15 protein-coding genes are annotated in these 17,897 nt (G+C 56.2%); 14 read left to right on the top strand and 1 reads right to left on the bottom strand.

From position 1 onward, the window contains the following. Window positions 1–209: 209 nt before the first annotated feature. From lrhA to nuoN, 14 genes are all read left to right on the top strand, one after another. The gene (lrhA, locus tag ACP4QI_RS15325) at window positions 210–1,148 is read left to right on the top strand and encodes a transcriptional regulator LrhA (RefSeq protein ID WP_142486552.1); all 939 of its coding nucleotides are present in this window, start codon (window positions 210–212) and stop codon (window positions 1,146–1,148) included. A 634-nt stretch (window positions 1,149–1,782) separates the two neighbouring features. Continuing rightward, on the top strand, window positions 1,783–2,223 hold the full coding sequence (gene nuoA, locus ACP4QI_RS15320; protein ID WP_032612789.1) for an NADH-quinone oxidoreductase subunit NuoA: 441 nt from the start codon (window positions 1,783–1,785) through the stop codon (window positions 2,221–2,223). Window positions 2,224–2,238: 15 nt separating this feature from the next. Then, window positions 2,239–2,913, top strand: a complete 675-nt coding sequence (nuoB, locus tag ACP4QI_RS15315) for an NADH-quinone oxidoreductase subunit NuoB (RefSeq protein ID WP_032612787.1) — start codon at window positions 2,239–2,241, stop codon at window positions 2,911–2,913. 89 nt (window positions 2,914–3,002) lie between these two features. Continuing rightward, complete coding sequence (gene nuoC, locus ACP4QI_RS15310; protein WP_142486551.1) at window positions 3,003–4,805, top strand: NADH-quinone oxidoreductase subunit C/D; 1,803 nt, start codon at window positions 3,003–3,005, stop codon at window positions 4,803–4,805. A gap of 2 nt (window positions 4,806–4,807) precedes the next feature. Continuing rightward, window positions 4,808–5,308, top strand: coding sequence for an NADH-quinone oxidoreductase subunit NuoE (gene nuoE / locus ACP4QI_RS15305; protein WP_142486550.1), 501 nt, complete (start codon window positions 4,808–4,810; stop codon window positions 5,306–5,308). Further along, window positions 5,305–6,642 (top strand): NADH-quinone oxidoreductase subunit NuoF, encoded by a 1,338-nt coding sequence (gene nuoF / locus ACP4QI_RS15300; protein ID WP_142486549.1) that lies wholly within the window; start codon window positions 5,305–5,307, stop codon window positions 6,640–6,642. Before nuoE ends, nuoF begins: the two co-directional genes overlap by 4 nt. A gap of 54 nt (window positions 6,643–6,696) precedes the next feature. Further along, window positions 6,697–9,423 (top strand): NADH-quinone oxidoreductase subunit NuoG, encoded by a 2,727-nt coding sequence (gene nuoG, locus ACP4QI_RS15295; protein WP_426495208.1) that lies wholly within the window; start codon window positions 6,697–6,699, stop codon window positions 9,421–9,423. Beyond that, window positions 9,420–10,397, top strand: a complete 978-nt coding sequence (gene nuoH / locus ACP4QI_RS15290) for an NADH-quinone oxidoreductase subunit NuoH (protein ID WP_426495209.1) — start codon at window positions 9,420–9,422, stop codon at window positions 10,395–10,397. Before nuoG ends, nuoH begins: the two co-directional genes overlap by 4 nt. 14 nt (window positions 10,398–10,411) lie before the next feature. Further along, window positions 10,412–10,954, top strand: a complete 543-nt coding sequence (nuoI, locus tag ACP4QI_RS15285) for an NADH-quinone oxidoreductase subunit NuoI (RefSeq protein ID WP_003861491.1) — start codon at window positions 10,412–10,414, stop codon at window positions 10,952–10,954. Window positions 10,955–10,965: 11 nt separating this feature from the next. Next, complete coding sequence (gene nuoJ / locus ACP4QI_RS15280) at window positions 10,966–11,520, top strand: NADH-quinone oxidoreductase subunit J (RefSeq protein WP_106996022.1); 555 nt, start codon at window positions 10,966–10,968, stop codon at window positions 11,518–11,520. Beyond that, window positions 11,517–11,819, top strand: a complete 303-nt coding sequence (nuoK, locus tag ACP4QI_RS15275) for an NADH-quinone oxidoreductase subunit NuoK (protein ID WP_032612773.1) — start codon at window positions 11,517–11,519, stop codon at window positions 11,817–11,819. Before nuoJ ends, nuoK begins: the two co-directional genes overlap by 4 nt. Continuing rightward, entirely contained in the window at window positions 11,816–13,657 is a 1,842-nt protein-coding gene (gene nuoL / locus ACP4QI_RS15270; RefSeq protein ID WP_426495210.1) for an NADH-quinone oxidoreductase subunit L, read from the top strand. Before nuoK ends, nuoL begins: the two co-directional genes overlap by 4 nt. A gap of 79 nt (window positions 13,658–13,736) precedes the next feature. Then, window positions 13,737–15,266: an NADH-quinone oxidoreductase subunit M gene (gene nuoM, locus ACP4QI_RS15265; RefSeq protein WP_032612768.1), complete on the top strand. Its 1,530-nt coding sequence runs from the start codon at window positions 13,737–13,739 to the stop codon at window positions 15,264–15,266. 6 nt (window positions 15,267–15,272) lie between these two features. Then, the gene (gene nuoN / locus ACP4QI_RS15260; RefSeq protein WP_106996019.1) at window positions 15,273–16,730 is read left to right on the top strand and encodes an NADH-quinone oxidoreductase subunit NuoN; all 1,458 of its coding nucleotides are present in this window, start codon (window positions 15,273–15,275) and stop codon (window positions 16,728–16,730) included. Between the two features lie 115 nt (window positions 16,731–16,845). Here nuoN and ACP4QI_RS15255 read toward each other — a convergent pair whose 3' ends face one another. After that, on the bottom strand, window positions 16,846–17,850 hold the full coding sequence (locus ACP4QI_RS15255) for a chemotaxis protein (RefSeq protein ID WP_156264287.1): 1,005 nt from the start codon (window positions 17,848–17,850) through the stop codon (window positions 16,846–16,848). Window positions 17,851–17,897: the final 47 nt, after the last annotated feature.

Genomic DNA, 17,897 nt, shown 5'->3' with positions numbered 1-17,897 from the left:
TCATCTATATATCTCGATCGCTTTTGAGAATAAAAATATCGTCAGATAAGTTGTTTCTGACCACTGATATACCCAGCACAATTACATTATGCAGGCACACTGCCAGACCGGGACGTCAGAGGATTTTGTTCAGAAGGAACTGTATTACTTTTACGCACACAGCTTAAACCCGGGGCAGCTCCGTACGAGCAACCTGTAAGTGAAAAGATATGATTAATGCAAATCGTCCGATACTGAATCTCGACCTCGATCTGCTGAGAACCTTTGTGGCGGTCGCCGATCTGAACACCTTTGCTGCTGCCGCGGCCGCAGTTTGCCGTACCCAGTCCGCGGTCAGTCAACAAATGCAACGACTGGAGCAGCTGGTGGGTAAAGAGCTTTTTGCCCGTCATGGTCGCAATAAGCTGTTAACGGAACACGGTATTCAGCTGCTGGGTTACGCCAGAAAAATCCTGCGCTTCAATGATGAAGCATGTACATCATTAATGTTTAGTAACCTGCAGGGAGTCTTAACCTTAGGCGCGTCTGATGAATCGGCCGATACCATTCTGCCGTTCCTGCTTAATCGGATTAGTTCGGTTTATCCGAAGCTTGCGCTGGACGTCAGGGTAAAACGCAATGCCTTTATGGTCGATATGCTGCAGGAGCAGGAGGTCGATCTGGTGGTTACAACCCACCGCACCGGCCTGTTTGAGAGCCTGACGCTGCGTACATCGCCAACGCACTGGTACTGCGCCGCAGAATTTTCTCTGCAGCGCGGCGAGCCGGTTCCGCTGGTGCTGCTGGACGATCCCAGCCCGTTCCGCGACATCGTGCTGGCCACGCTTAACGCCGCCAACGTGCCATGGCGACTCGCCTATGTGGCCTCCACGCTGCCTGCGGTTCGCGCAGCGGTGAAAGCAGGGCTTGGCGTGACGGCACGCCCGGTTGAGATGATGAGCCCGGATTTACGGGTGCTAGGCAAAGCAGATGGTTTGCCTGCCCTGCCGGATACGGAGTATATGCTGTGTCATAACCCACTCAGCAACAATGAGCTGGCGCAGACCATTTTTAACGCGATGGAAAACTACGACAACCCCTGGCAGTACAACAATGTTACTCCGGAAGGGGGGGATGACTCCCTGGTGATTGAGAGCGATTTCGAGTAAACGAATCTCTAATGATCTGATAACAAATTCGTCCCGGTAAAAAAGAACCACGGAGGCTGATGACCAGCAAAGTGGTTCTTTTTTTGCATTGGGATCGGTGCAGTTTACCTTAGGTGTTTTACAATCCTCTTCTTTATCAACTTGATAGTCATTAATCCTCCCCTGTCTACCCCGCTCACGCGCTTCTTTCCAATGTCAATGGGCATGTTAAAAAAGCAGCAAAGATGTTGCCGTTTTTTTGATTGAATTAACAAAAGCGTGTCACAGATCAAGAAAATACTCCTCTTTGGGGGGAGGAATCAGCGGCAAATCCTGTCAAAATAGACGGGTAATCTTTGTATTAGTTCATTACGGACTCGATTCAACACCCCTACGCAGGAACGCGCCTCACAGTTTTTGAGGGTAAAGGGCATTAAATGTTAATGAAGTTCGAACGATGTAATTTAATGTGAAGAAACTTTTGTTAAAGTTGACAAAAGGTTATAGAAAGGAGTAAAAAACCACATCATTTTGCTGTCTATGTCTCATTTTTCGACAGTTAGTGTACGGTTATTTGTTCCTCCCCATGAATCGATGTGATGCCCATCTGCCAGAAAGAGCAGGGTTTACAGGTATCACTTTTGATGAGTAAGCAATGAGTATGTCAACATCCACAGAAGTCATCGCTCATCACTGGGCATTCGCAATCTTTCTTATCGTTGCCATTGGCCTGTGCTGCCTGATGCTAGTCGGCGGCTGGTTCCTCGGCGGTCGCGCCCGGGCAAGGCACAAAAACACGCCATTTGAATCGGGTATCGATTCGGTAGGGACCGCGCGTTTACGCCTGTCCGCCAAGTTCTATCTGGTGGCCATGTTCTTCGTCATCTTTGACGTGGAAGCGCTTTACCTGTTCGCATGGTCGACCTCCATTCGCGAGAGTGGCTGGGTAGGCTTTGTCGAGGCCGCAATTTTCATTTTAGTGTTACTGGCCGGTCTGGTTTATCTGGTGCGTATTGGCGCGCTGGACTGGACACCTGCACGTTCACGCCGTGAACGTATCAACCCGGAAAACAGTATCTCTAATCGTCAGCAGTAACAGCGAGGCAATAAGATGGATTATACGCTCACCCGCATAGATCCTAACGGTGAGAATGACCGTTACCCCCTGCAAAAGCAGGAGATCGTAACCGACCCCCTGGAGCAAGAAGTCAACAAAAGCGTGTACATGGGCAAGCTCGAAAATGCCATGCACGATATGGTCAACTGGGGTCGTAAGAACTCCATCTGGCCATATAACTTTGGCCTTTCTTGCTGCTACGTTGAAATGGTGACGTCATTCACTGCGGTGCATGACGTTGCGCGTTTTGGTGCAGAAGTACTGCGTGCCTCTCCGCGTCAGGCTGACCTGATGGTGGTGGCGGGTACCTGCTTTACCAAAATGGCGCCGGTCATTCAGCGTCTGTACGACCAGATGCTCGAGCCAAAATGGGTTATCTCCATGGGTGCTTGTGCAAACTCTGGCGGCATGTACGACATTTATTCTGTCGTGCAAGGTGTAGATAAGTTCATCCCGGTGGACGTTTACATCCCGGGCTGTCCACCGCGTCCAGAAGCCTACATGCAGGCTCTGATGCTGTTGCAGGAGTCGATTGGCAAAGAACGCCGTCCGCTCTCCTGGGTTGTGGGCGACCAGGGTGTTTACCGCGCTAACATGCAGTCCGAGCGCGAGCGTAAACGCGGCGAACGTATTGCAGTGACCAATCTGCGTACACCAGACGAAATTTAATTTGCGCCTGTGGGCATGGAGATAACCTTCGCATATCACTATTCAAATAGCGCGAAGCCACGCCCGACAGTCACCACGGACCTTTTGCAATGGTGAACACTATGACCGACTTAACCGCGCAAGACGCCGCCTGGCAAACACGGGATCATCTGGATGACCCGGTCATTGGCGAACTGCGCAACCGTTTTGGGCCGGATGCCTTTACTGTTCAGGCCACCCGCACCGGGGTACCCGTTGTTTGGGTGAAGCGTGAGCAGTTACTGGAAGTGGTTGATTTCCTCAAGAAACTGCCTAAACCTTACGTCATGCTGTTTGACTTACACGGCATGGACGAACGTCTGCGAACTCACCGCCAGGGTCTCCCTGCTGCGGATTTTTCCGTTTTCTACCACCTGATCTCAATAGACCGCAACACGGATATCATGCTCAAGGTGGCATTGTCTGAAAACGACATGCATCTGCCGACCATCACTAAACTTTTCCCGAACGCCAACTGGTATGAGCGTGAGACCTGGGAAATGTTTGGCATGACTTTCGACGGTCACCCGCACCTGACGCGCATCATGATGCCGCCAACCTGGACCGGTCACCCGCTGCGTAAAGACTACCCGGCGCGCGCCACCGAATTCGACCCGTTTGAGCTGACCAAAGCCAAACAGGATCTGGAGATGGAAGCGCTGACCTTCAAGCCGGAAGACTGGGGCATGAAACGCGGTACCGACAATGAGGACTTCATGTTCCTCAACCTCGGTCCAAACCACCCGTCTGCGCACGGTGCATTCCGTATTATTCTTCAGCTTGATGGCGAAGAGATTGTCGACTGCGTACCTGACATCGGCTACCACCACCGTGGTGCTGAGAAGATGGGCGAGCGTCAGTCCTGGCACAGCTACATTCCGTATACCGACCGTATCGAGTACCTCGGCGGCTGCGTAAACGAAATGCCATACGTGCTGGCCGTTGAGAAACTGGCAGGTATCACCACGCCGGATCGCGTTAACGTGATTCGCGTTATGCTGTCAGAACTGTTCCGTATTAACAGCCACCTGCTGTACATCTCCACGTTCATTCAGGACGTCGGCGCGATGACCCCGGTCTTCTTCGCCTTTACCGATCGTCAGAAAATCTACGATCTGGTGGAAGCGATTACCGGTTTCCGTATGCACCCGGCCTGGTTCCGTATCGGCGGTGTGGCACACGATCTGCCGCGCGGCTGGGACCGTCTGCTGCGTGAATTCCTCGACTGGATGCCGAAACGTCTGGCCTCCTACGAGAAAGCCGCACTGCGTAACACCATTCTGATTGGTCGTTCTAAGGGCGTTGCGGCCTATGGCGCGAAAGAGGCGCTGGAGTGGGGTACAACAGGTGCAGGTCTGCGTGCCACCGGTATTGATTTCGACGTGCGTAAAGCCCGTCCTTACTCTGGCTATGAGAACTTCGACTTTGAGGTCCCGGTTGGCGGCGGTGTTTCCGACTGCTATACCCGCGTGATGCTGAAAGTGGAAGAGCTGCGCCAGAGCCTGCGCATCCTTGAGCAGTGCCTCAACAACATGCCGGAAGGCCCGTTCAAGGCGGATCACCCGCTGACCACGCCGCCACCGAAAGAGCGCACGCTGCAGCATATCGAAACCCTGATTACGCACTTCCTGCAGGTTTCCTGGGGCCCGGTCATGCCGGCGCAAGAATCCTTCCAGATGATCGAAGCGACCAAGGGTATCAACAGTTACTACCTGACCAGCGACGGCAGCACCATGAGCTATCGTACCCGTGTACGTACGCCAAGCTTCCCGCACCTGCAGCAGATCCCGGCCGCCATTCGCGGCAGTCTGGTCTCCGACCTGATTGTGTATCTGGGTAGTATCGATTTTGTTATGTCAGATGTGGACCGCTAATTATGCACGAGAATCAACAACCACAAACCGAGGCTTTTGAGCTGAGTGAAGCAGAGCGTGCCGCTATTGAGCACGAGATGCACCACTACGAAGACCCGCGTGCGGCGTCCATTGAAGCGCTGAAAATCGTACAGAAACAGCGTGGTTGGGTGCCGGATGGGGCGATCTATGAGATCGCAAAAGTGCTGGGTATCCCGGCAAGTGACGTAGAAGGCGTGGCGACGTTCTACAGCCAGATCTTCCGTCAGCCAGTGGGCCGCCATGTGATCCGCTACTGTGACAGCGTCGTTTGTCACATCACCGGTTATCAGGGCATCCAGGCCGCTATCGAGAAAAAACTCGATATCAAGCCAGGGCAGACCACCTTCGATGGGCGCTTTACCCTGCTGCCAACCTGCTGCCTGGGCAACTGCGACAAGGGGCCGACCATGATGATTGATGAGGACACTCACAGCTATCTGACGCCGGAAGCCATTCCTGACCTGCTGGAGCAGTACAAATGAAAACTGTAATTCGTACTGCTGAGACTCATCCGCTGACCTGGCGTCTGCGTGATGACAAACAGCCGGTATGGCTTGAAGAATACGAAAGCAAAAACGGCTATGCCGGGGCGCGTAAAGCCCTGAGCGGTATGGCGCCGGATGAAATCGTTAATGCGGTAAAAGACGCTGGCCTGAAAGGGCGCGGCGGCGCAGGCTTTTCCACCGGTCTGAAGTGGAGCCTGATGCCGAAAGACGAATCCATGAACATCCGTTACCTGCTGTGTAACGCCGATGAAATGGAGCCGGGCACCTATAAAGACCGCCTGCTGATGGAGCAGCTGCCGCACCTGCTGGTGGAAGGCATGCTGATCTCCGCCTTCGCGCTGAAAGCCTACCGCGGCTACATCTTCCTGCGCGGCGAGTATATCGAAGCGGCAGAGAACCTGCGTCGCGCGATTGCCGAAGCCACCGAAGCGGGCCTGCTTGGCAAAAACATTCTCGGCACCGGTTTTGACTTCGAACTGTTCGTGCATACCGGGGCAGGGCGTTATATCTGCGGTGAAGAGACCGCGCTGATTAACTCCCTTGAAGGTCGCCGTGCGAACCCGCGTTCCAAGCCACCGTTCCCGGCAAGCTCCGGCGTGTGGGGTAAACCGACCTGCGTAAACAACGTCGAAACCCTGTGTAACGTCCCGGCTATCCTCGCTAACGGCGTGGAGTGGTATCAGGGCATCTCTTCAAGCAAAGATGCCGGTACCAAGCTGATGGGCTTCTCCGGTCGCGTAAAGAACCCGGGCGTCTGGGAGCTGCCGTTCGGCACCACCGCACGTGAAATTCTGGAAGACTATGCCGGCGGCATGCGCGATGGTCTGAAATTCAAAGCCTGGCAGCCGGGTGGGGCAGGGACTGACTTCCTGACCGAAGCCCACCTCGATCTGCCAATGGAATTCGAAAGCATTGGTAAAGCAGGCAGCCGTCTGGGTACGGCGCTGGCGATGGCCGTCGACCACGAGATCGGCATGGTACCGCTGGTGCGTAACCTGGAAGAGTTCTTCGCCCGTGAGTCCTGCGGCTGGTGTACACCGTGCCGTGACGGTCTCCCGTGGAGCGTGAAGATCCTGCGTGCTATCGAGCGTGGCGAAGGCCAGCCTGGTGATATCGAGACACTTGAGCAACTGTGTCGATTCCTGGGCCCAGGTAAAACCTTCTGTGCGCATGCGCCAGGTGCGGTCGAGCCACTGCAAAGCGCGATTAAATATTTCCGCGAAGAATTCGAAGCAGGCATCAAGCAGCCGTTCAGCAATACCCATTCAATCAATGGTATTCAGCCGAACCTGCTGAAAGCGCGCTGGTAAAAACAGAATTTTGATTAACGCTCGGTTTCGACCGAGACAACTGGAAGCATGCTAATGGCTACGATTCATGTAGACGGCAAAGAATACGAGGTCAACGGCGCGGACAACCTGCTGGAAGCTTGTCTGTCCCTCGGCCTTGATATTCCGTATTTTTGCTGGCATCCGGCGCTGGGGAGCGTCGGTGCTTGCCGCCAGTGTGCGGTGAAGCAATATCAAAACGCGGAAGACACGCGTGGTCGCCTGGTGATGTCCTGTATGACGCCAGCCACCGAAGGTACCTTTATTTCTATCGACGACGCGGAAGCTAAACAGTTCCGCGAAAGCGTGGTTGAGTGGTTGATGACCAACCACCCGCACGATTGTCCGGTCTGTGAAGAGGGTGGTAACTGCCACCTTCAGGATATGACCGTGATGACCGGGCACAGCTTCCGTCGTTACCGTTTCACCAAACGTACCCACCGTAACCAGGATCTGGGGCCGTTCATCTCTCACGAAATGAACCGCTGCATCGCCTGCTACCGCTGCGTGCGTTACTACAAAGATTACGCCGACGGCGAAGATCTGGGCGTGTATGGCGCGCATGACAACGTCTACTTCGGTCGTCCGGAAGATGGCACCCTGGAGAGCGAATTCTCCGGTAACCTGGTTGAAATCTGCCCGACCGGCGTCTTCACGGATAAAACGCACTCCGAGCGTTACAACCGTAAGTGGGACATGCAGTTTGCGCCAAGCATCTGCCAGCAGTGCTCCCTCGGCTGTAACACCAGCCCGGGTGAACGCTATGGCGAACTGCGTCGTATCGAAAACCGTTACAACGGTACCGTTAACCACTACTTCCTCTGCGACCGCGGTCGTTTCGGCTATGGCTATGTGAACCTGAAAGACCGTCCGCGTCAGCCGGTTCAACGTCGCGGCGACGACTTCATCACCCTGAACGCTGAACAGGCGATGCAGGGCGCAGCAGATATTCTGCGCCAGTCGAAGAAAGTGATCGGTATCGGCTCCCCGCGCGCCAGCATCGAAAGCAACTTCGCGCTGCGTGAGCTGGTGGGTGCGGATAACTTCTACACCGGTATCGCTCAGGGCGAGCAGGAACGTCTGCAGCTGGTGCTGAAAGTGCTGCGCGAAGGCGGAGTCCATACTCCGGCGCTGCGCGAAATCGAATCTTATGATGCGGTTCTGGTATTGGGTGAAGATTTAACCCAGACCGGCGCTCGCGCTGCCCTGGCGGTTCGTCAGGCGGTGAAAGGGAAAGCGCGTGAAATGGCCGCAGCCCAGAAAGTGGCTGACTGGCAGATCGCGGCGATCCTCAACATCGGTCAGCGCGCCAAGCATCCGCTGTTTGTGACTAACGTCGACAACACCCGTCTGGACGACATCGCGGCCTGGACCTACCGTGCCCCGGTTGAAGATCAGGCGCGCCTCGGTTTTGCTATCGCTCACGCGCTGGACAACAGCGCCCCGGCCGTTGAAGGCATGGATCGCGATCTGCAGAACAAGGTTGACGTGATCGTGCAGGCTTTGGCCGGTGCGAAGAAACCCCTGATTATTTCCGGTACTAACGCCGGTAGCGCAGAGATCATTGAAGCGGCAGCCAACGTGGCTAAAGCGCTGAAAGGTCGCGGTGCTGACGTTGGCGTGACCATGATTGCCCGTGCGGTAAACAGCATCGGTCTGGGCATGATTGGCGGCGGCTCTCTGGAAGAAGCGTTAAGCGAACTGGAATCCGGTTCCGCTGACGCGGTTGTGGTGCTGGAAAACGACCTCCATCGTCATGCTTCCGCTGCCCGCGTGGACGCAGCCCTGTCTAAAGCGCCGCTGGTGATGGTTATCGACCATCAGCGTACGGCGATCATGGACAAAGCGCATCTGGTGCTCTCTGCGGCAAGCTTCGCAGAAAGCGACGGTACCGTTGTGAACAACGAAGGCCGTGCCCAGCGCTTCTTCCAGGTTTATGACCCGGCGTACTACGACAACAGCATCGTGATGCTGGAAAGCTGGCGCTGGCTGCACTCCCTGCACAGCACCGTGCTGAGCCGTGAAGTGGACTGGACCCAGCTCGACCACGTGATCGACGCTGCCGTGGCAAAACTGCCGCAGCTGGCAGGCATTAAAGATGCGGCACCGGAAGCGAGCTTCCGCATTCGCGGCCAGAAACTGGCCCGTGAACCGCACCGCTACAGCGGTCGTACCGCAATGCGTGCCAACATCAGCGTGCACGAACCGCGTCAGCCGCAGGATAAAGACACCATGTTCGCCTTCTCAATGGAAGGGAACAACCAGCCGTCTGCACCGCGTTCGCAGATCCCGTTTGCATGGGCGCCAGGCTGGAACTCCCCGCAGGCATGGAACAAGTTCCAGGCCGAAGTGGGCGGTTCTCTGCGTCACGGCGATCCGGGCGTGCGTCTGATTGAAGCAAGCGAAACCGGTCTGGCGTTCTTCTCCACCGTTCCGGCAAGCTTCCAGGCGGAAGAGGGCAACTGGCGTATTGCGCCGTACTACCATCTGTTCGGTAGCGACGAAATGTCCCAGCGTTCCCCGGTCTTCCAGACCCGTATGCCGCAGCCTTACATCAAGCTCAACCCGGCGGATGCCGCGAAGCTTGGCGTGAATGCAGGCGCGCACATCAGCTTTAGCTACGAAGGCCAGACCATCAGCCTGCCGCTGATTATCTCTGAAGGTCTGACAGCAGGGCAGGTGGGTCTGCCGATGGGTATGCCTGGCATCGCGCCGGTACTGGCGGGTGCGCGTCTTGATAACCTGCAGGAGGCAAAAGCATGAGTTGGTTTACGCCCGATCTTATCGACATCCTGCTGAGCATCCTGAAAGCGGTTGTTATTCTGCTGGTGGTGGTCACCTGCGGCGCGTTCATGAGCTTCGGTGAACGTCGTCTGCTCGGTCTGTTCCAGAACCGTTACGGACCGAACCGCGTGGGCTGGGGTGGTTCACTCCAGCTGGTCGCGGACATGATCAAGATGTTCTTTAAAGAGGACTGGGTCCCGCGCTTCTCGGATCGCGTGATCTTTACTCTGGCACCGATGATCGCCTTTACCTCGCTGCTGCTGGCGTTTGCTATCGTTCCGGTCAGCCCGACCTGGGTTGTGGCGGATCTGAACATCGGGATCCTGTTCTTCCTGATGATGGCAGGCCTCACGGTCTACGCGGTGCTGTTCGCCGGCTGGTCCAGTAACAACAAATACTCGCTGCTGGGTGCGATGCGTGCGTCTGCGCAGACCCTGAGCTACGAAGTGTTCCTGGGTCTTTCCCTGATGGGCGTGGTGGCGCAGGCCGGTTCATTTAACATGACCGACATCGTCAACAACCAGGCCGATATCTGGAACGTGATCCCGCAGTTCTTTGGTTTTGTTACCTTTGCTATCGCGGGCGTGGCGGTGTGTCACCGTCACCCGTTTGACCAGCCAGAAGCCGAACAGGAACTGGCCGACGGTTACCACATTGAATATTCCGGTATGAAATTCGGTCTGTTCTTCGTGGGCGAGTACATCGGTATCGTCACCATTTCCGCGTTGATGGTAACGCTGTTCTTTGGTGGCTGGCATGGCCCGTTCTTACCGCCGTTCATCTGGTTCGCGCTGAAAACCGCGTTCTTCATGATGATGTTCATTTTGATTCGCGCAGCGTTACCGCGTCCGCGTTATGACCAGGTAATGTCCTTCGGCTGGAAAGTGTGCCTGCCGCTGACGCTCGTCAACTTGTTGGTAACGGCGGCTGTCATTCTCTGGCAGCAGCCATAAGGGGCTTTGAGATCATGACCTTGAAAGAATTATTGGTAGGTTTCGGCACCCAGGTACGCAGTATCTGGATGATCGGCCTGCACGCGTTTGCCAAACGCGAAACCCGGATGTACCCGGAAGAGCCGGTATATCTGCCGCCGCGCTACCGTGGCCGTATCGTGCTGACGCGCGATCCGGACGGTTCGGAGCGCTGCGTTGCCTGTAACCTGTGTGCGGTAGCCTGTCCGGTAGGCTGTATCTCTCTGCAAAAAGCCGAGACGGTAGACGGTCGCTGGTACCCGGAGTTCTTCCGCATCAACTTCTCACGCTGCATCTTCTGCGGCCTGTGTGAAGAAGCGTGCCCGACCACGGCGATTCAGTTGACCCCGGACTTCGAGCTGGGCGAATACAAGCGTCAGGACCTGGTGTACGAAAAAGAGGATCTGCTGATTTCCGGTCCGGGCAAATACCCGGAATATAACTTCTACCGGATGGCGGGTATGGCAATCGACGGCAAAGATAAGGGCGAAGCAGAGAACGAAGCCAAGCCTATCGACGTCAAGAGCCTGTTACCGTAAGGAGAGGGGCAATGGAATTCGCTTTTTATATCTGTGGCCTGATCGCCATCCTGGCTACGCTGCGAGTGATTACGCACACCAACCCGGTGCATGCGCTGCTCTATTTAATCATTTCGCTGCTGGCTATTTCCGGGGTGTTCTTTGCGCTGGGCGCACACTTTGCGGGTGCGCTTGAAATCATCGTTTACGCCGGGGCCATCATGGTTCTGTTCGTCTTCGTGGTGATGATGCTGAACCTGGGCGGCTCGGAAATCGAACAGGAACGTCAGTGGCTGAAGCCGCAGGTGTGGATTGGTCCGGCGATTCTGTCGGCCATCATGCTGGCGGTGATCGTTTACGCCATTCTGGGTGTGAACGATCAGGGTATCGACGGTACGCCAATCAGCGCCAAAGCGGTGGGTATCACCCTGTTTGGGCCATACGTACTGGCGGTTGAACTGGCCTCGATGCTGCTGCTGGCAGGCCTGGTCGTGGCATTCCACGTCGGTCGCGAAGAGCGTGCCGGCGAGGTGCTGAGCAACCGCAAGGACGACAGCGCGAAAAGAAAAACGGAGGAACGCGCATGATCCCTTTACAACACGGACTGATCCTCGCAGCGATTTTATTCGTGCTGGGCTTAACCGGTCTGGTTATCCGCCGCAATCTGCTTTTTATGCTGATTGGCCTGGAGATCATGATCAACGCTGCCGCGCTGGCCTTTGTGGTCGCCGGTAGCTACTGGGGCCAGACCGATGGTCAGGTGATGTACATTCTCGCCATCAGCCTTGCGGCTGCCGAAGCGAGTATTGGCCTGGCGCTGTTACTGCAGCTCCACCGTCGCCGCCAGAACCTGAACATCGATTCAGTAAGTGAGTTGCGTGGATGAACATGCTTGCCTTAACCATTATTTTTCCGCTGATCGGCTTCCTGCTGCTGGCGTTTTCTCGCGGCCGCTGGTCTGAGAATCTGTCTGCCACCGTCGGCATGGGCTCTATCGGTCTTGCTGCGCTGGTTACGGCGTATGCGGGTATCGACTTCTTCAGTAACGGACGTCAGGCTTACAGCGTGCCGCTGTGGACCTGGATGTCGGTCGGTGATTTCAACATCGGTTTCAACCTGGTGCTGGATGGTCTTTCCCTGACCATGCTCTCCGTGGTGACCGGTGTGGGCTTCCTGATCCACATGTTCGCCTCCTGGTATTTGCGCGGTGAAGAGGGTTACTCCCGCTTCTTCGCCTACACCAACCTGTTTATCGCCAGCATGGTGGTTCTGGTGCTGGCCGATAACCTGCTGCTGATGTATCTGGGCTGGGAAGGCGTGGGTCTCTGTTCTTACCTGCTGATCGGTTTCTACTACACCGATCCGAAGAATGGCGCAGCGGCCATGAAAGCGTTCGTCGTGACCCGTGTGGGTGACGTCTTCCTCGCCTTCGCGCTGTTCATTCTCTACAACGAACTGGGCACGCTGAACTTCCGCGAAATGGTGGAACTGGCGCCGGCGCACTTCGAAGCAGGCAACAACATGCTGTGGTGGGCAACCCTGATGCTGCTGGGTGGTGCTGTGGGTAAATCCGCGCAGCTGCCGTTGCAGACCTGGCTTGCCGACGCGATGGCGGGTCCAACCCCTGTCTCCGCGCTGATCCACGCCGCGACCATGGTGACCGCCGGTGTTTACCTGATTGCGCGTACCCACGGTCTGTTCCTGATGACTCCGGAAATCCTGCACCTGGTCGGTATCGTTGGTGCGGTGACGCTGGTGCTGGCAGGCTTTGCCGCACTGGTGCAAACCGACATCAAACGCGTTCTCGCTTACTCCACCATGAGCCAGATTGGCTACATGTTCCTGGCGCTGGGCGTACAGGCGTGGGACGCGGCGATTTTCCATCTGATGACGCACGCGTTCTTTAAAGCGCTGCTGTTCCTCTCGTCCGGTTCGGTGATCCTCGCCTGCCATCACGAGCAGAACATCTTCAAGATGGGCGGTCTGCGCAAATCCATTCCGCTGGTTTACGTCTGCTTCCTGGTCGGCGGCGCGGCGCTGGCGGCACTGCCGCTGATCACCGCTGGCTTCTTCAGTAAGGACGAAATCCTTGCGGGCGCCATGGCGAATGGTCATATCAATCTGATGGTTGCGGGTCTGGTCGGTGCATTCATGACCTCCCTGTATACCTTCCGTATGATTTTCATCGTCTTCCACGGTAAAGAACAAATTCACGCTCACGCAGGGAAGGGGATCACCCACCACCTGCCGCTGATTGTGCTGCTGGTACTCTCCACCTTCGTTGGCGCGATGATTGTGCCACCGCTGCAGGGCGTACTGCCGGACACCACCGAGCTTGAGCACGGTCGCGTTCTGACGCTTGAAATCACCTCCGGTGTGGTCGCGATTGCGGGCATCCTGATTGCTGCATGGCTGTGGCTGGGCAAACGTACGCTGGTGACTGCCGTTGCCAACAGTGCGCCAGGCCGTCTGCTGGGCACATGGTGGTACAACGCGTGGGGCTTCGACTGGCTGTACGACATGATCTTCGTGAAACCCTTCCTCGGTATTGCGTGGCTGATTAAACGCGATCCGCTGAACTCACTGATGAACACCCCGGCGATCCTCTCCCGCTTTGCAGGTAAAGGCCTGCTGTTCAGCGAGAACGGGTACCTGCGCTGGTACGTGGCGTCCATGAGCATCGGTGCGGTTGTGGTGCTGGCGCTGCTGATGGTGTTGCGTTGATCGTCGTTAAGTGAATTTTATTCGAATTCGTTGAAAATCAGGCCCCTGCTGGGGGCCTTAAAAAGGAATGCAAATCGCCATGTTACTACCCTGGCTAATATTAATTCCCTTTATCGGTGGGTTCCTGTGCTGGCAGACCGAACGCTTTGGCGTGAAGATGCCGCGCTGGATTGCGCTGATCACCATGGGATTGACGCTTGCGCTTGGCCTGCAACTCTGGTTGCAGGGCGGCTACTCTCTGACCCAGTCCGCTGGGATCCCACAGTGGCAGTCTGAATTCATTCTGCCGTGGATCCCGCGTTTCGGTATTACCATTCACCTGGCGATTGACGGTCTGTCGCTGCTGATGGTGGTGCTGACCGGTCTGCTCGGCGTTCTGGCGGTACTGTGCTCCTGGCGAGAAATCGAAAAATACCAGGGCTTCTTCCACCTGAACCTGATGTGGATCCTGGGCGGCGTGATCGGCGTGTTCCTTGCCATCGACATGTTCCTATTCTTCTTCTTCTGGGAGATGATGCTGGTGCCGATGTACTTCCTGATCGCGCTGTGGGGCCATAAGGCGTCCGACGGTAAAACGCGTATCACGGCGGCAACCAAGTTCTTCATCTACACCCAGGCGAGTGGTCTGGTGATGTTGATTGCCATCCTGGCGCTGGTATTCGTGCACTACAACGCGACCGGTGTCTGGACCTTCAACTATCAGGACCTGCTGAAGACGCCGATGTCCCACGGTGTTGAATACCTGCTGATGCTGGGCTTCTTCATTGCCTTTGCGGTGAAAATGCCGGTGGTCCCACTGCACGGCTGGCTGCCGGATGCGCACTCCCAGGCACCAACGGCGGGTTCCGTTGACCTGGCGGGGATCCTGCTGAAAACTGCGGCCTACGGTCTGCTGCGTTTCGCACTGCCGCTGTTCCCGAATGCCTCCGCAGAGTTCGCGCCAATTGCCATGTGGCTGGGTGTGATCGGTATCTTCTACGGTGCATGGATGGCCTTCACGCAGTACGACATCAAACGTCTGATTGCTTACACCTCCGTTTCCCACATGGGCTTCGTGCTGATTGCGATCTACACCGGCAGCCAGCTGGCGTACCAGGGCGCGGTGATCCAGATGATTGCCCACGGTCTGTCCGCAGCCGGTCTCTTCATCCTGTGTGGCCAGCTGTATGAACGTCTGCACACCCGTGACATGCGTCAGATGGGTGGTCTGTGGGGCAAAATGAAATGGCTGCCAGCGATGTCGATGTTCTTCGCGGTTGCTACGCTGGGGATGCCGGGCACCGGTAACTTCGTTGGCGAATTCATGATCCTGTTCGGCAGCTTCAAAGTGGTTCCGATGATTACCGTCATCTCCACCTTTGGTCTGGTGTTCGCTTCCGTGTACTCGCTGGCGATGCTGCACCGCGCCTACTTCGGTAAAGCGAAGAGCGAAATCGCTGCCAAAGAGCTGCCGGGGATGTCGCTGCGCGAGCTGTTCATCATCCTGCTGCTGGTCGTACTGCTGGTGCTGCTGGGCTTCTATCCGCAGCCGATTCTGGATACCTCGCACTCCGCGATGGGTAACATCCAGCAGTGGTTTGTTAATTCTGCTTCTACTACAAGGCCGTAAATCGCCATGACAATAACTCCACAACAACTGATTGCGCTGCTACCGCTGCTGATCGTCGGATTGACGGTGGTGGTTGTGATGCTCTCCATTGCGTGGCGACGCAATCACTTCCTGAATGCCACGCTGGCGGTTCTGGGTCTGAACGCTGCGTTAGTCTCCCTCTGGTTTGTTGGCCAGGCGGGTGCGATGGATGTCACTCCGCTGATGCGCGTTGATGGCTTCGCCATGCTGTACACCGGGCTGGTGCTGTTAGCCAGCCTGGCGACCTGTACCTTTGCTTACCCGTGGCTGGAAGGCTACAACGACAACAGAGAAGAGTTTTACCTGCTGGTTCTGATTGCTGCCCTCGGCGGTATTCTGCTGGCGAATGCTAACCATCTGGCGGCGCTGTTCCTCGGCATTGAGCTGATCTCTCTGCCGCTGTTCGGCCTGATTGGTTATGCCTTCCGTCAGAAGCGCTCTCTGGAAGCGAGTATCAAGTATACGATCCTGTCTGCTGCTGCTTCGTCTTTCCTGCTGTTTGGTATTGCGCTGATCTACGCTCAGTCCGGTAACCTCTCCTTCATGGCGCTCGGCAAGAGCCTCGGCGACGGCATGCTGCATGAGCCGCTGCTGCTGGCGGGTCTGGGCATGATGATTGTTGGCCTCGGCTTTAAACTCTCTCTGGTGCCGTTCCATCTGTGGACGCCAGACGTTTACCAGGGTGCTCCGGCGCCGGTATCCACCTTCCTGGCGACGGCGAGCAAAATCGCTATCTTCGGCGTGGTGATGCGTCTGTTCCTGTACGCACCGGTAGGCGAGAGCGAAGCGGTGCGCGTGGTGCTGGGTATTATTGCCTTCGTCTCCATCATCTTCGGTAACCTGATGGCGCTGAGCCAGACCAACATCAAGCGTCTGCTCGGTTACTCCTCCATCTCGCACCTGGGCTATCTGCTGGTAGCGCTGATTGCGCTGCAGAGCGGCTCCATGTCGATGGAAACCGTGGGTGTCTACCTGGCCGGTTACCTGTTCAGCAGCCTCGGCGCGTTCGGCGTGGTGAGCCTGATGTCCAGCCCGTACCGTGGCCCGGATGCAGATTCCCTGTTCTCCTACCGTGGTCTGTTCTGGCACCGTCCGATCCTGTCTGCGGTCATGACCGTGATGATGCTGTCGCTGGCGGGTATCCCGATGACGCTCGGCTTTATCGGTAAGTTCTACGTGCTGGCTGTCGGTGTGCAGGCCGGTCTGTGGTGGCTGACGGCGGGTGTCGTTATCGGCTCCGCGATTGGTCTCTACTACTACCTGCGCGTTGCCGTGAGCCTGTACCTGAGCGCGCCTCAGCAGCTCAACCGTGATGCGCCAGGCAACTGGCAATACAGCGCTGGTGGTATTGTGGTGCTGATCTCGGCCCTGCTGGTACTGATCTTCGGTATCTATCCGCAGCCGCTGATCACCATCGTGCAGCACGCGATGCCGCTGATGTAAAAACAAAAAACCCGCTTCGGCGGGTTTTTTTTATTGCCCAGCGGCGCTGCGCTTGCAGGGCCTACGGGTATTGTAGGCCGGGTAAGCGCAGCGCCACCCGGCAAAAGAGCGCCAATCAGGCCAACTGCTTACGGCTAATCAACGGCCCATCAATCTTCTTCGTTGCCCGATCCAGTACCTCTTCAATCACCGATGACAGCTCGTTCAGCTCAAACTTCGCCACATAGCCATCGGCTTTCACCTTGCGGATATGATCTTCGTTGGCATTGCCGGAAAGGGAAGAGTGGATTACTACCGGAATGTCCTTCAGGATGGCGTCGGTTTTGATCTTGCGCGTCAGGGTAAAGCCGTCCATCTCCGGCATCTCAAGGTCGGTCAGCACCAGCGCAATCTTATCGGTGATCGGCACGCCTTCCGCCTGGGCCTGGGCCGACAGGACGTTAATCTTCTCCCACGCCTCTTTGCCGGTGATGTGCATCAGCGCCGGGATCTGCATTGCCTGCAGCCCTTTCTCCAGCATCGAGCGCGCCACTTTGGAGTCTTCCGCCACAATCGCCACGGCACCCGGCTTGATATTGAATTTGGTGGTCTTCAGGTCGGTAGCATGCAGGTCGTGGTTGGCCGGGGTGATGTCATACAGGATCTGCTCAACGTCCAGTACCATCGCCAGATCGTTGGTATCGGTCTTTTCGTCCAGGCAGGCAATGCTGGTGATATAGCGTCCGCTGACGGCGGTTTCTGCCGCGTGCACCTGTTTCCAGTCCAGTCGCATAATGTTTTCGACCGACTCCACGGCAAAGGCCTGCACGCTACGGGCATACTCGGTGATCAGCAGAATATTCAGCCCCGTCGTCGGCTTGCAGCCTGCGACGGCTGCGAGGTCGATAACCGGGATCACCTGGTCACGAATATTGACCATTCCCATCAGGGGTGATTTCATCCCCGCCGGTTTGGTGAAGGCTGGCATGGGCACAATCTCGCGAAGCTTAAAGACGTTGATGCCGAACAGCTCAGATTTGTTTTCATTCAAAGATGTGCCGAGACGAAACAGCAGCAGCTCAAAACGGTTCGACAGGGTCAGATTTGCCCTGTCATCAATGTCTTTCTGGAAGTTATCCATTTTTGCCCCTAAGTGAAAAATACCTGCATGGTAGGGTTATCGGCAGA

Source organism: Leclercia sp. TB492, from assembly GCF_049974505.2.
Classification (GTDB): Bacteria; Pseudomonadota; Gammaproteobacteria; order Enterobacterales; family Enterobacteriaceae; genus Enterobacter; species Enterobacter adecarboxylatus_C.
This window is presented reverse-complemented; position numbering and strand designations above follow the sequence as displayed.

Bases quoted from the DNA above. Each gene is read 5' to 3' on its own strand.
- nuoN (WP_106996019.1), top strand. From the start codon at position 15,273: ATGACAATAACTCCACAACAACTGATTGCGCTGCTACCGCTGCTGATC.
- nuoC (WP_142486551.1), top strand. From the start codon at position 3,003: ATGGTGAACACTATGACCGACTTAACCGCGCAAGACGCCGCCTGGCAA.
- nuoJ (WP_106996022.1), top strand. From the start codon at position 10,966: ATGGAATTCGCTTTTTATATCTGTGGCCTGATCGCCATCCTGGCTACG.
- nuoM (WP_032612768.1), top strand. From the start codon at position 13,737: ATGTTACTACCCTGGCTAATATTAATTCCCTTTATCGGTGGGTTCCTG.
- nuoG (WP_426495208.1), top strand. From the start codon at position 6,697: ATGGCTACGATTCATGTAGACGGCAAAGAATACGAGGTCAACGGCGCG.
- nuoH (WP_426495209.1), top strand. From the start codon at position 9,420: ATGAGTTGGTTTACGCCCGATCTTATCGACATCCTGCTGAGCATCCTG.
- nuoB (WP_032612787.1), top strand. From the start codon at position 2,239: ATGGATTATACGCTCACCCGCATAGATCCTAACGGTGAGAATGACCGT.
- ACP4QI_RS15255 (WP_156264287.1), bottom strand. From the start codon at position 17,850: ATGGATAACTTCCAGAAAGACATTGATGACAGGGCAAATCTGACCCTG.
- nuoL (WP_426495210.1), top strand. From the start codon at position 11,816: ATGAACATGCTTGCCTTAACCATTATTTTTCCGCTGATCGGCTTCCTG.
- nuoE (WP_142486550.1), top strand. From the start codon at position 4,808: ATGCACGAGAATCAACAACCACAAACCGAGGCTTTTGAGCTGAGTGAA.
- nuoA (WP_032612789.1), top strand. From the start codon at position 1,783: ATGAGTATGTCAACATCCACAGAAGTCATCGCTCATCACTGGGCATTC.
- nuoI (WP_003861491.1), top strand. From the start codon at position 10,412: ATGACCTTGAAAGAATTATTGGTAGGTTTCGGCACCCAGGTACGCAGT.
- nuoK (WP_032612773.1), top strand. From the start codon at position 11,517: ATGATCCCTTTACAACACGGACTGATCCTCGCAGCGATTTTATTCGTG.
- lrhA (WP_142486552.1), top strand. From the start codon at position 210: ATGATTAATGCAAATCGTCCGATACTGAATCTCGACCTCGATCTGCTG.
- nuoF (WP_142486549.1), top strand. From the start codon at position 5,305: ATGAAAACTGTAATTCGTACTGCTGAGACTCATCCGCTGACCTGGCGT.